Annotated in this window: 19 protein-coding genes; 18 read left to right on the forward strand and 1 reads right to left on the reverse strand. The window is 43.9% G+C overall.

Annotated elements, in window-relative coordinates:
• Positions 1-4 precede the first annotated feature (4 nt).
• From QI031_RS29515 to QI031_RS29530, 4 genes are all read left to right on the forward strand, one after another.
• Positions 5-634 carry a response regulator gene (locus QI031_RS29515; protein WP_281486154.1) on the forward strand — a complete coding sequence of 210 codons (630 nt, stop codon included), beginning with the start codon at positions 5-7 and terminating at the stop codon, positions 632-634.
• A 425-nt stretch (positions 635-1059) separates the two neighbouring features.
• The gene (locus tag QI031_RS29520; protein WP_281483096.1) at positions 1060-1617 is read left to right on the forward strand and encodes a DsbA family protein; all 558 of its coding nucleotides are present in this window, start codon (positions 1060-1062) and stop codon (positions 1615-1617) included.
• 281 nt (positions 1618-1898) lie between these two features.
• Positions 1899-2240, forward strand: coding sequence for a helix-turn-helix domain-containing protein (locus QI031_RS29525; RefSeq protein WP_281483097.1), 342 nt, complete (start codon positions 1899-1901; stop codon positions 2238-2240).
• Positions 2241-2324: 84 nt separating this feature from the next.
• Positions 2325-4091, forward strand: a complete 1767-nt coding sequence (locus QI031_RS29530; protein ID WP_281483098.1) for a GH3 auxin-responsive promoter family protein — start codon at positions 2325-2327, stop codon at positions 4089-4091.
• A 3-nt stretch (positions 4092-4094) separates the two neighbouring features.
• Here QI031_RS29530 and QI031_RS29535 read toward each other — a convergent pair whose 3' ends face one another.
• On the reverse strand, positions 4095-4313 hold the full coding sequence (locus QI031_RS29535; RefSeq protein ID WP_281483099.1) for a hypothetical protein: 219 nt from the start codon (positions 4311-4313) through the stop codon (positions 4095-4097).
• Between the two features lie 213 nt (positions 4314-4526).
• Here QI031_RS29535 and QI031_RS29540 point away from each other — a divergent pair, with 213 nt between their 5' ends.
• The 14 genes from QI031_RS29540 to QI031_RS29605 all read left to right on the forward strand — a co-directional run bounded on the left by QI031_RS29540 (position 4527) and on the right by QI031_RS29605 (position 13161).
• A complete protein-coding gene (locus QI031_RS29540; RefSeq protein WP_281483100.1) occupies positions 4527-5492 on the forward strand; it encodes an MBL fold metallo-hydrolase in 966 nt (321 codons plus the stop codon).
• Positions 5493-5632: 140 nt separating this feature from the next.
• Positions 5633-6478, forward strand: a complete 846-nt coding sequence (locus QI031_RS29545; RefSeq protein ID WP_281483101.1) for an AraC family transcriptional regulator — start codon at positions 5633-5635, stop codon at positions 6476-6478.
• A 10-nt stretch (positions 6479-6488) separates the two neighbouring features.
• On the forward strand, positions 6489-6542 hold the full coding sequence (locus QI031_RS29550) for a hypothetical protein (RefSeq protein WP_281486155.1): 54 nt from the start codon (positions 6489-6491) through the stop codon (positions 6540-6542).
• 369 nt (positions 6543-6911) lie between these two features.
• Positions 6912-7505 (forward strand): nuclear transport factor 2 family protein, encoded by a 594-nt coding sequence (locus QI031_RS29555; protein WP_281483102.1) that lies wholly within the window; start codon positions 6912-6914, stop codon positions 7503-7505.
• A complete protein-coding gene (locus tag QI031_RS29560) occupies positions 7496-8221 on the forward strand; it encodes a dioxygenase family protein (protein WP_281483103.1) in 726 nt (241 codons plus the stop codon). The genes QI031_RS29555 and QI031_RS29560 overlap by 10 nt, the downstream gene beginning before the upstream one ends.
• A gap of 296 nt (positions 8222-8517) precedes the next feature.
• Positions 8518-8745 (forward strand): methyltransferase, encoded by a 228-nt coding sequence (locus QI031_RS29565; protein ID WP_281483104.1) that lies wholly within the window; start codon positions 8518-8520, stop codon positions 8743-8745.
• 357 nt (positions 8746-9102) lie between these two features.
• Entirely contained in the window at positions 9103-9447 is a 345-nt protein-coding gene (locus QI031_RS29570) for a RidA family protein (RefSeq protein ID WP_281483105.1), read from the forward strand.
• Positions 9448-9486: 39 nt separating this feature from the next.
• On the forward strand, positions 9487-10170 hold the full coding sequence (locus QI031_RS29575; RefSeq protein WP_281483106.1) for a transmembrane-type terpene cyclase: 684 nt from the start codon (positions 9487-9489) through the stop codon (positions 10168-10170).
• A gap of 106 nt (positions 10171-10276) precedes the next feature.
• Positions 10277-10519: a hypothetical protein gene (locus QI031_RS29580; RefSeq protein WP_281483107.1), complete on the forward strand. Its 243-nt coding sequence runs from the start codon at positions 10277-10279 to the stop codon at positions 10517-10519.
• Between the two features lie 57 nt (positions 10520-10576).
• Positions 10577-10900: a P-II family nitrogen regulator gene (locus QI031_RS29585; RefSeq protein ID WP_281483108.1), complete on the forward strand. Its 324-nt coding sequence runs from the start codon at positions 10577-10579 to the stop codon at positions 10898-10900.
• A 169-nt stretch (positions 10901-11069) separates the two neighbouring features.
• Positions 11070-11204, forward strand: coding sequence for a hypothetical protein (locus tag QI031_RS29590; protein ID WP_281483109.1), 135 nt, complete (start codon positions 11070-11072; stop codon positions 11202-11204).
• Positions 11164-11301 carry a hypothetical protein gene (locus tag QI031_RS29595; RefSeq protein WP_281483110.1) on the forward strand — a complete coding sequence of 46 codons (138 nt, stop codon included), beginning with the start codon at positions 11164-11166 and terminating at the stop codon, positions 11299-11301. The genes QI031_RS29590 and QI031_RS29595 overlap by 41 nt, the downstream gene beginning before the upstream one ends.
• Positions 11302-11346: 45 nt before the next feature.
• Positions 11347-12876 carry a GMC family oxidoreductase gene (locus QI031_RS29600; protein ID WP_281483111.1) on the forward strand — a complete coding sequence of 510 codons (1530 nt, stop codon included), beginning with the start codon at positions 11347-11349 and terminating at the stop codon, positions 12874-12876.
• Positions 12877-12957: 81 nt separating this feature from the next.
• Entirely contained in the window at positions 12958-13161 is a 204-nt protein-coding gene (locus QI031_RS29605) for a hypothetical protein (protein ID WP_281483112.1), read from the forward strand.
• Positions 13162-13165: the final 4 nt, after the last annotated feature.

The raw sequence follows: 13165 nt of genomic DNA on the forward strand, positions 1-13165 counted from the left end.
TATGATTAGCCAATCCGCTACAATTCGTGTTCTGATCGTTGACGATCATTCTATTGTCAGGCAAGGGTTGGCAACGATTATTAATCGCGATCCAGAAATGACGGTGGTTGCTCAGGCAGAAAATGGGCAACAGGCGATCGCACACTTTCGCGAACACCAACCAGATGTAACCTTGATGGATTTGCGAATGCCGCAACTAGCGGGAGTTGAAGCCATTAGCGCGATTTGTGCTGAATTTAAACCTGCCCGAATTATCGTTCTCACCACCTATGATGGTGACGAAGACATCTATCGTGGCTTGCATTCAGGCGCTCAGGGTTATTTGCTCAAGGATGCGAAACCGAGTGAGCTTCTGAACGCGATTCGCACGGTTCACCACGGTCAGCAATACATTCCGCCAGACGTGGGCGCAAAACTAGTGCAGCGACTGAGCAACCCAGAACTGAGCGAACGAGAACTAGAGGTACTGGGTTTGATGGCACAGGGAATGAGCAACCCAGACATTGCGACTGCTTTAACAATTGGTGAAAGTACGGTCAAATCTCATGTGAATCGCATTTTGAGTAAATTGGGAGTGAGCGATCGCACCCAGGCCGTGATTGTTGCCGTTAAACGCGGCATCGTCAGTTTATAAGGGACTTCCAGAGAATAAATTATCCAATTTACTCAGATAATATTTGTTGTCTTCCCCCTGCTCCCTGCTCCCTGCTCCCTGCTCCCCTGCCTACCCCAGCGACGGGATATTTTTTAAGTTGGAAGTCCCTAAGCAGGCTGTGAGCAGGTTGTACTCTGGTTGGAATTTGCAGTCCAACTAGAGTTAGAGCGCTCCGACCCCTGAGAGATGGACGGATTAATCGACTGCTGGGTTGGGCAAAAGTTTCAACTGGGAGTGGACGACAGATTAAAAATAGTTGCATATATTGAATTTAGGCAAACACAAACGGCAACTGAGTTGCAGGATTTAAGTTTGCTTTGTACAGGATCGTGGGAAGAGGCTGTAGAGCGTATTCTATTGCAGGCATCGCTTACAATCAGCATTTTTTCCTCGGAGGTGTTCGAGTGAGCCAAAACCAGGATCGCAGTTCATTACTCGTTCCAGCTTCAATACAGGATCGCATTCAAGGCGTGTTGAGTGCTGCCGTGGTGCTGGTCATGTATGGGGACTATCAATCTCAAGAGAGCGCGGACGTTTACAGACTGATTAAAGTCGTCAGACAACAGCTCAGTGCTTCTTCTGGGGAAAACGATTTGTGCTTCGTCTTCCGCCATTTTCCGCAGACACAGATCCACCCTCATGCTCAACGAGCAGCCCAAGCGGCCCAGGCGGCTGCCGCTCAGGGGCAGTTTTGGCCGATGCATGATACTTTATTTGCTCATCAACAGGGGTTAGAGAATGGTTATCTTGTAGAGTATGCCAATGATTTAAGACTTGATATTCCTCGGTTTCTCAAAGATTTGTCTAAACAAGTTCATGTCGCTCGTATCAATGAAGACATTGAGAGCGGATTACACAGTGGAGTAACGACTGCTCCAGCCCTGTTTATCAATAACATTCGGTATACCGGGCGCTGGAAAATGACACAACTGATGGCAGCCATTGCTGCTGCAAGTCATTAAGTACTTGGGTAGTCAACCAATTTTGGATTTTGGATTTGCGATTTTGGATTGACCTCTCCCTTTAAGAAAGAGGCTTGAAGCAACGATTTTTTGTTTTTCTTGAAAAGTTCTGCGCCGGGAAACCCGGACGCACAGACTTTTCGCTTTATCTCCTTAAACCCAGAGCTTGAAACCAAATATTTTAGATTACAGAAAATCATTTAATCCAAAATCCAAAATCTAAAATTGCTTCGGTCAAGTCAGAACCCATGCAGTGAAATAAAATTGCCAATTTTTGAATTATGCTAACCGTCACATTCAAGCACAGAAGCTTAACTCACATTCAATTGCAGCAAGTACTCGATTACATCAATACTCACCTCGATCGAGATTTGTCACTGGCTGAAATTGCAGAGGTTATTAACATTAGCCCGACCTACTTTGCCAGTTTGTTCAAACAGGCTACAAAGATCCCACCCCACCAGTATGTGATTCAGCAGCGAGTGGAACGAGCAAAGTCGATGTTGTCGAAAACGGATTTAGCGATCGCAGACATTGCTTTACAAGTCGGCTTCTCTAGTCAAAGCCATCTGACCCAGCAGTTTAAGCGCCTCACTGGAATGACACCAAAACAAGTTCGCTAACACTATAAGAATCTGAAAGAAGCCAAGCATTCAAACCTGATACACTTTTACTAGCTCTTAATCAAATTAATATTTAAGTAATTTATGAAACACTCAATATTAAACTCCAATATTTTACAACAGGCTCGTCAAAAAATCCAAAAAATCCAAAATATCTCTTTTCTCTATTTATCACAAATGTCAGCAAAGATGAGCTTAAAAAGTTTACAGAAAGATACTATTAATGCTGAAAAAGTACAAACAAAGCTCCTGAAAGATATCTTACAACTACAAAAAGATACGGAATACGGCAATAAGTATAACTTTGTTAAAATAAATTCTGTTGAAAAGTTTCAGGAGCTACATCCTCTGACTAGTTACGAAGATTACTATAATTTAATTGAAGATATTGCGAATACTGGAAACTATTCTCGACTCCTAGCAGAGCCAATCTTGTTTTTTCAAGAAACATCAGGCACAACAGGAAAAGCAAAACTTATCCCAAGAACGCAACGTTTATCTTTAACTTTCCAAAAATCATTTCAGTCTGTAAATGCAATCATCACAAATTATTATTGTCAAACAAAGTCAATATCGATAGAAAATAATCGTGGTTTAGCTTTGGCTAGCACACAACCACTAAAAACAACTCCTTCCGGTATTCCCAGAGGAACGGGAACTAGTGGTGGAATTAGGCAATCTAAGTTATTTCAAAAAGTAGTAGATCTGAATTTTTCTAGTCCAGCTACTGTCTTTTTTATTCCTAATTATAAAACAGCTTATTATTGTCATCTACTTTTTGCATTATTAGAGCCAAACTTAACTTACATTACAGCTAATTTTGCTTCAAATGTACTAGAATCATTGCAAATATTAGAACGAGAATGGACACAAATAGTAGATGATATTTCTGCTGGTAAAATTAATTCCGAGTTAGAGATTGATTCAGTAATAAGAGAGGAATTAGAAAGTGGGTTGAAGCCTAGTCCAGAAAAAAGTCAGAAGTTAAAAGCTGAATTTGAAAAAGGATTCGAGGGAATTATCAACAGAATCTGGACACATTTATCTTATATTCAATGTGTTACAACTGGCTCGATGGAGCTTTACAAAGAAAAGTTAAAGTTCTACGCAGGTAGTATTCCAATTTACTCTGGCGGATATGGCGCTTCTGAAGCCTGGATTGGATGTAATCTAGAACCACATAGAGATGCGACTGCTTATGTAGTTAACCCTAACTCAGCATTTTTTGAGTTTATTCCTTCAGCAGAAATTGAACTTGCTCAACCTCAGACAATTCGTTTAACCTCTTTAGAGATAAATGAAAGTTATGAAGTAGTTGTCACAACAGTAGCTGGGCTTTACAGATACAGAATGGGCGATATTGTCAAATGTGTTGGTTATTATAACCGCAGTCCTATCTTAGAATTTTCTCATCGACAAGGTTCTTTGCTAAATATTAGCGGAGAAAAAGTTTCGGAAACTGAAATTTTAGAAGCTATTACTCAGTCCATCAAAATTTGGGGAGGAGATCGCAAATTGGTGGATTATACGACAAATATCAATCTCTCATTTTATCCCTTAAGATACTCTATTTATCTAGAGGTTTCCCCAACATTTGAAACTCTCCCTGATTTAATCGGTTTTCAAAACAAATTCGAGGAGGTTCTTTATGATTTAAATGTACTGTATTTAAATTCAAGACAAGCCGATAGTATTGCTATTCCAGAAATCAAGTTAGTCAAAACAGACACTTTTATAAAGTTAAAAAGCAAAATTATTTCTCAGGGGGGTTCAGAAACACAGTTCAAGATGCCGCGCTTATTAAAAAATTTAGAATTAGTCAGTTTTCTCGACAGTAATTGTCTTGAATAAAGACTATGCTTGGATGCCAGTGAATGGACTGGAATGGGATCTTGCTTCAACAGCATCAATGCGTTTAAACTTAAAAGGCAATAGGGAAATCCCCATAATTAAAATCAAAGAATTTAAATAAGGACACATTATTTCTCGTGCTTCGCCAGAGCGAAATAAATCTTTTTCTTTTGCATAAATAAAGTTAGGGGCTTCTAACCCAAGAATTGGGCAGGATTTCATGACTATTGCCTGTTGCCTATTCCCTGCTTGAAGTTTAAGCGCCTCAATAGAATGACACCAAAGCAGATTCACTAACTCCACAAGAATCTAACAAATCGTTGTAAGAATCTGAAATAAATCAAGTATTCAAACTTTATACACTTTGAGTAGATGAAATTAGAGGCATTTAATTAGCCTCGATTCAGCTTTAATTACCACTGAAAGGGTTCTAATATGCTTTCTAGACTGATGATAGCTGTTGCAACCGCAGTGCTGATGATTGCGACCTCTTGTATCTTTCCAACGATAGCACCAGCCAAAAGTGCAAACGCTCAAGTGCCAGGTGTCTATCCATTCAAGTTAGGGGATTTCACAATTACAGCACTGAGCGACGGTACATTACCCCAGGATCTCCATACACTTCTGTCTAATACAAACCCTGCACAAACCGATCGCCTTCTCCAGAACAGCTTTCTGACCAATCCTGTCGAAGCATCCATTAATGCTTTCTTGATCGACACTGGAGATAAGCAAGTGCTAGTAGATACGGGAGCAGGGAACTTCTTTGGGCTAAAGTTGGGCGGCAAGCTTCAGACATCGCTGAAGGCAGCAGGCTATGCCCCTAGCGAGATTGATGCAATCCTCCTGACCCATATTCATACCGATCACAGCGGTGGTCTGGTCGAAGGGGGTAAACTGATATTTCCCACCGCCACGATCTATGTTGGCAAACCTGATGTTGATTTCTGGCTCGATCGCACTAATGCAAAGCGATCGCACGTTGCTGAAAAATATTTTGACGAAGCCGCGAAAACCGTCAAACCTTATTTAGATGCAGGCAAGCTGAAATCGTTTTCTGGCAAGACGGCTATTTTACCAGGAATCACCACGTATCCCACGCCCGGACACACGCCTGGTCATAGCTGCTATGTGGTGAAAAGCGGGGGCGAGAGCATCGAGTTTTGGGGCGATATTGTTCACTTTGCCTCAGTGCAATTCCCAAAACCAGAAATCACAGTTGCTTATGATGTCGATAAAGATGCTGCTGCTGCACAACGCAAAAAACAGTTTGCCAGAGCGGAAGCATCAAGGCTCTTAGTAGCAGGCGCACATTTGCCCTTTCCAGGTGTTGGGCATCTCCGCGCAGCAGAGCGAGGCTATGCCTGGGTGCCAGTGGATTACCGATGGCGTGAACCCTAACTCACAGAGCCTGAAGGATTGCAACCTGTCGCATTTGCAGGGTGTGAAAAACCCTGTAATTCGCTGTTGAGTCACTCTAACATGATAATCTAGAAAAAAGTTGAGACAAATTAATCCGTTGAGTTCTAAGAACAAGGTTTATGACAAGCAACCTGATTAGCTTGCTCGACCTCAGCCAACGATTGAATAAAGCTCCGGCCTTATCCAGTCGGCAAATGGGCTGGAACGGGGTTTTGGTTGAGCAGTGCAACGGTTCTTCGTCATCCTTTGAAATGGAACTTCCTGCCCTAGCCGATCATTGGCTCAACTTACATCTGGGACACCCTACTCCTTTAATCCAGAAACGTGACGATCGCCTGCATGAGTCAGTCATTAAAAAGGGGGACACTATCCTTGTTCCAGCTGGACAACGGAGCTACTGGCATCGGCACGAGGGTGTTATTTGCGATCCACTGCACATTTGCTTAAAACCAGAGTTGATCGCGCAAGTTGCTGAAACATCGAATCTCAATAGCGATCGGATCGACCTGATCAACTGTTTTTCTCAGCATGACCTGCAATTGCACAATATCGCCATGCTGCTTTTAGCTGAGTTGCAGTCAGGCGGTGTAATGGGGCGGCTTTATGTTGAATCATTGATCCAAATCTTGGTCATTCATCTACTGCGACACTATTCCACCTTAACGCAACCCATTACGTTTGAAGGCAGAAACTTAACTCGTACACAATTGCAACGGGCAATTGATTATATTCACGCTTATCTGAATCGAGATTTATCGCTAGCTGAACTGGCAAGCGTCGTCAATATCAGCCCCACTTACTTCGCGAGTTTATTCAAGCAAGCGATAGGAATTTCACCGCATCAGTATGTGATTCAACAGCGCGTGGAACAAGCAAAATTGATGCTGAAGAAAACAGATTTAGCGATAACCCTTCGGGATAGCTTCGCTTACCGCAGACATTGCCTTACAAGTCGGTTTTTCTAGTCAAAGCCATCTGACGCAACAGTTTAAGCGAATCACTGGAATGACTCCAAGGCAGGTTCGCTAAGTTCATAAGAATCTAATAAAGTGTCGTAAGAATCTGAAAGAAGTCAAGCATTGGAACTCAATACACTTTATATAGATAGAACCAGGAAAATCCAATACAGACAGCACCGCATATAGAGCAATATACAACTGCTTCATACTTTTGTCACTTAATCTAGTACAGACCCAAAAGGATATCCTTTCCTTGGGTAAACCTACTAGCTGAAAATGCAGTCGTTGATTTTCTTAGTGGTGTTCTAGATTTGTTGCTCTTTACCTGAAGGGTTTACATGTTGAATGTTTCAGGAGTCTTAACCACAAAGAAAGAACACTAACTAAAAGGGTCTATCTGCTCTAGCCCTCACTACATAAATCAGGAACATACACCAACATGGACAAACAGCAATCTGTAGACGAACAAGCAAATGGAAAGGCAACCCCCAACCTGACACCAGCCCAGGAGTTTTTGCAAGAACTCTGGGAAGAGCATCTGCGGCACGAGTTTGACACTCACAACACTGAAGATACCCTTGCCACGATGGTTGAGGATGCTTACGTTAACGACATTCCGGTAATGACTGGAGGAGTAGGGAAACCAGCACTGCGCGAGTTTTATTCCAAATACTTCATTCCACAGATGCCAGAGGACATGGAGCTGACCCCAATCTCGCGCACGATTGGAACCGATCAGCTTGTCGATGAAATGATGGTTAAGTTCACTCATACCACCCAAATGGACTGGATGCTACCTGGCATTGCTCCGACTCTTAAACGAGTTGAAGTGGCAGTGGTAGCGATTGTTCAGTTCCGTGGCGACAAGCTAGCCCACGAACACATCTACTGGGATCAGGCGAGTGTATTGGTTCAACTCGGCTTGCTCGATCCTAGTACGTTACCCGTTGTGGGCGTTGACAGTGCGCGTAAGGCACTCGATCCGAACTTGCCCTCAAACGCACTAATTGATCGCGCCAGCGCTTGCAAATAAGTGTACCAAAGACAGGGAATTTCAAGGCGATTGCTTCAGGTATACCAGGTGTTAATCCTATCCTACAAAATGAGCAGAACAAGCGCGTCTTCGTTGCTCAAGCTTTAAATCCTGCGTTAAAAGGACTTAACGATAAGGCAACCGAGAGTAATCTAGAAGGGCCGCTCTATGTTCCTAATGCGCCTGAACGACAAATGGGCGATCGCTTAGGCATCGATCCAGAAGGCGAACCATTATTCCTTTCAGGTCGCGTACTCGATGTGAACGGGCAAGCGATCGCCAATGCGCTGATCGAAGTTTGGCAGCCCAACTCGCAGGGACTATACGACATTCTTGACCCCTCCCAACCCGTCGGAAACTTTCGTGGGCAGTTCCACACCGATCGTGATGGCAACTATCGCTTTGAAACGGTTGTACCCAACGGATACAACGTGCCAGCTGACGGCCCCAGCGGTGAGATGTTGCGCCTTTTAGGACGACACACTTGGCGGGCGGCTCACATCCATTTCAAGCTGAGTGCAACTGGCTACCTGCCACTGACGACTCAAGTTTTTATTGATGGTGCGCCTCAGCTTGATTCAGACACAACTTTTACTGTGCGAACTAACATTCTCAAACTGCAAAAGCATGAGTCAGCCGATGCAAAGGCGCAGCACCAGCCCCCTCACACAGCGGAGTTTAATTTTGTGCTGAAGCCAATTGAGGCAGCGAAATGACAATATGCGCTTAAAAATCTAGCAATTGAAGTTGTGCAATGCATATTCAGCGAATGGGATTTCTATACAAGCTCTACTGCATCGGCTGGAGAAATGGCTCCCTCAAGTACCTTTCACCCCTGCAACACAGGTTGCTCAGTATTTTTCTTTACTATCGGAAAGGCTACGCTGAAGGTTCTCAGTGGAGGCAGTTTAAAGGATCAACGGTTATTTAAGTAAAGAGGATCGTGTTGAGATGGAAAAACTAGAAATTGCTCCCCAAGAAACGATGCTCAATTTGATCGGTGGATTTTGGATTGCCCGATCAATCTACCTTGCTAATGCGCTGGATCATCAATGATTGGGATGACGAAAAGTCCTCACTCATTCTCAAGAACTGTCACCAAGCGATGCTAGATTGTGGCAAGTTACTCCTGATTGGAAGCATTATTCCACCGGATAACGAACCTGATCCAGCCAAGTTTATTGACGTGATCATGCTGCTAATGGCAGGTGGACGGGAACTATCAAAGGCAGAATATTGATCGTTGTTGTGATCGAGTGGCTTTGAACTGACGCGAGTGATCCCAACTCCCTCAATGTTCAGCATACTTGAAGCCGTGAAACACTAAATAGAATTGAGAACTCGCTCAATGTTGATGGAGCGATCCAGCAGTTATTCATCTTAAGCTGCGATCGCTTCTGAATACTCCAGCAAGCAAATGAGTGAACACCTTAAGAATCTGATAAAGCGTTGTAAGAATCTGAAAGAAGTTGAGTGCTGAAACTCATTAAACTCCAGAACACGAGCAATTGCTATACTTTCACACGCACAAGGATTAGGTACGATGAGAAAGCAACTAATCAATCCGCCAGAACTCTATGATGGAAGACCACACGGGATGTCTAAAGCAGTTATTGATACCGCATCGGCTACCGTTTACATTTCTGGTCAAGTTGATTGGGACATGAACCACCAAGTTTCATGCCATACCGTCGAAGGGCAACTAAAGAAGGTACTAACTAACCTAACCACCGTTCTAGATGCAGCGGGAAGCTCCATAGAGAATCTGCTCAACCTTCGCATCTATGTTCGGGGTGAACTTGGAGAATTCATGGGGGATATCGCACCGATTCTCGTGCAATATCTGGGAGAGTCGCGCCCAGCTCTTACTGGCATCGGTGTTGCCTCACTCGCCTCAAAAGAAATATTGGTTGAGATTGAGGCAACAGCAGCGCTTAAGTGATCCGCTGATTACCATACTGAGGATTCAGGCATAAAACTTATGACTACCCCAACCGCTTTAGCAATTCTTTGTGGGATCTTTTGGACAGTTGCGTACTTGTCGATCATTCGGCGCTCGATTCGAGATAAAAGCGTTGGAATGCCGTTAGTTGCAGTTTGCTTGAACATTTCCTGGGAGTTTATCTTTTCGTTTATCTTTCCCAGTAGTAAGCCGCAGCTTTACATCCGTAACTATGTCTGGTTTTTCTTGGACTCGATCATTCTCATTCAGTATCTCAAGTTTGGCAAACTCAACTTTCGCCAACATTCTTCTAAAACCGCTTTTTATGCTGCCTTCTTCTCAGTGCTTGCCGTCAGCTTTTTCAACATGCTATTCATCGTTTATGAGTTCGGTAGAAATAATAGCGCAACTTACATTGCTTTCCAAATCAACCTAATCATGTCAATGCTATTCATTTACATGCTTTTATCTCGTGGTAGTGTCGCAGGACAATCCATGTATATCGCGATCGCAAAAATGATTGGGACTGCCTGTGCTTCTGTTTCAGTCTACCTGTCGCAACCGTCATCTATTCTCTTAGCTTTTCTTTATGTGAGTATCTTCCGGGACAGAACTCGATATGCGAGGTGTTGTTGTTGTGGGACTCAAAGAAAACACGATCGCATGGGCGCGGCTGTACATGGAGCCAGTTCAGAGCCTGTCATAGTAGCACTGGAAGGATAGCAAGATGCCTTGGTAGACGAAAGTAGTTTTGATGCAACATACCCCTTACTTATCACTACGCATTTATCTAGTCAATCGCAAGTCAATGTTCATCAGGGATAGTTCTATGACACACTTACCATTACGAAATAAGAATTTTTCTGAGCATTTTGAGGTTACAACTCAAGCTGATTCTCCTAGTGATTCCTCAGTTAATCATGCACTGATTGTGATGGCGCAAGAGGTAGCTGAGTTGCTAAAACAAGCTTATCCGATACAAGCTGACGAAACCGATTATATAGAGTTGACAAATAAGAAATGTTCTAGTCAAAGCCTTATGGTGCAACAGTTTAAGCGTTTAAAAAAATGACATCGAAACAGGTTCACTATTTGGTTAGAAGTAGTAATGTCTTTTCAGGAGAAGAAAATGAAAAAGATTGAAGCGATCGTTCCTGCTGACAATTTGGCTTTAGTTGAAACTGCTCTTGCCAATGCCGAAATTATAAATATGACAGTTTCAACAGTACGTACCTACAATCGCCAAATGAGGCAAGTTCAACGCTATCGCGGTGTAGAGTTCACCACGAATTTGATGTCTCAACTCAAGGTAGAAATTGTTGTAGAAAACAGTCAAGTAGACTTGCTAGTAGTAAAGATTACAGACGCAATTCGGACTCTTGAACTTGGTGAAGGCAAAATTTTCATTACTCCAGTCGAACAAGCCATTCGAGCATGTCCTACAGAAGTGTGAAACTACTAGACTGATAAGCACTAGTGGCCTGTCAACCCAAAAATGACAGGTGGAGGCAGGCAGGGCAAGCAGGGGGAGTAAAGAAGTAACTAACAATAATCCCGCCCAGCTTATTACTATGCAAAGTTCCCTTGGCGTAATACTAGTTTCATAACAAGAGGTAAATATCATGATACTTGAAAATAAGGTTGCTTTAGTCACTGGAGGAACAGCGGGAATTGGTCGAGCCACTGCGTTAGCGAAGCTTAACGAAGTTATCGCCTTTGGTGCTGCTGGAACCAAAGGCGATCGCAGGCAGGCGTGACGCAGAAGGAGAGAAGACCGCCAAGTTGATGGTGGATATACAGCAAGCTAATCTCCGATCTGCCCTTGCAGATATCTTTTTGCGATCGCAGTTCTAAATCGGTGGTTTCTAAGCGATTTACTGGATTGACAAGGAAAATGTTATGATTCAATACGATTACATTGTGATTGGTGCAGGTTCCGCAGGCTGTGTGGTTGCAAATCGTTTAAGCGAAGATCCCAACGTAAACGTGCTATTGCTCGAAGCAGGCAACCCGGATACAAAACCAGAGATTCAAGTCCCAGCCGATTCCTTTAAACTACTTGGCACAGAGGTGGACTGGGGTTATGTCTCTGAACCAGAACCGTACCTGAATCACCGCAAAATGCCTTGTTCTCATGGCAAAGTCTTAGGGGGCAGCAGTTCAATTGGTGCCATGTCCTATGTTCGAGGCAATCCTCACGATTATGACCACTGGCAGGAATTGGGGAATTCCGGTTGGAGTTACCAGGATGTCTTGCCCTACTTCAAGAAATCTGAGCATCAACAACACGGTGTTTCCGAATTTCACGGCGTAGACGGAGAGTTGAGCGTCACCGATCTCATTGCACCTGCTGCGATTACTCAACGATTTATCGACGCAGCGATGGCATTGGGCTATGACTACAACCCCGATTTCAACGCAAAGCAGCAGGAAGGGGTAGGGCCGTGTCAAGTTACCATCAAGGACGGGAAACGGCACAGTACTGCTGCTGCCTTTCTTGTGCCTATCCTCCAGCGTTTCAACTTGACTGTCACAACTGGGGCGTTGGTAACTAGATTGTTGTTTGAGGGTACCCGCGCCGTTGGAGTGGAATATCTACACGAAGGAAGGTTGCACCAAGTCAGGGTCAACGTTGAAGTAGTTTTAAGTGCGGGCGTGTTCGATTCGCCCAAACTGCTAATGCTCTCTGGCATTGGGGATGCAAAATCCTTACATGTATTAGGCATTTCTGTCGTGACTGATTTGCCAGGTGTCGGTCAAAACCTGCAAGACCACATTTTTGGTAGTGTATCATACCAGGCAATTGAAGATTTACACCCTGCAAGCAGCAGTAGTATCGGGGAAGCTCAACTATTTTTGTATAGCGAGAAGAATGCCGAGATTACACCCGATTTACAGTTTTTCTTCGGTCCCAATCTGTTTTTACCGCCTGACTATGCTCGACCGGAGTTTGGTTTTACAGGTATCGCGATCTTAACCCATCCCCAAAACGTTGGTAGTGTCAGTTTGCGATCGTCCGATCCGAAAGATGCACCGATGATTCGGATGAACCATCTGCAAAGTGAAGTAGATGTTCAAAAGTTAGTGGCTGGCATTAAGTTGATGCGCCAGTTGTTCCAGCACAGCACCTTTGATGAGTATCGCGGTGCAGAAATTGCGCCGGGTACTGATGTGATGAGTGATGAAGCATTAGTTGCTTATATTCGAGATACTGGCAGCACGTTCTGGCATTCGGTTGGCACTTGCAAGATGGGAACTGATCCAATGGCAGTCGTAGACCCTGAACTACGAGTGCATGGCATAGAAGGATTGCGAGTGGTCGATGCTTCGATCATGCCCATCATCACGACAGGAAATACGAATGCACCGACCATCATGATTGGCGAAAAGGCAGCGGATTTAATTAAAGGTGCGTATCGTGTTCCATAGCAGGTTCCTCTGACGATCTCTGAACGGTAGTTAAGTTTTTAATGCAAGCGGCACAACCATTCACAACAATAGGTAACTATCATGATGCTTGAAAATAAGGTGGCTTTAGTAACGGGAGGAACAGTGGGAATTGGTCGAGCCACTGCGACCCTCGCGGTATCTGCAAAGCAGCGTGCCGTCGGTGCTACTGGAGCCAAAGTAGTATTCTCTAGCAGACGCGAGGCAGAACGTGAAACAACTTCTAAAGGTGATACTTTTTCGTTCCTACTTTACTTTAGTAAGTAACTGG

The organism is Halotia branconii CENA392, from assembly GCF_029953635.1.
Lineage (GTDB): Bacteria > Cyanobacteriota > Cyanobacteriia > Cyanobacteriales > Nostocaceae > Halotia > Halotia branconii.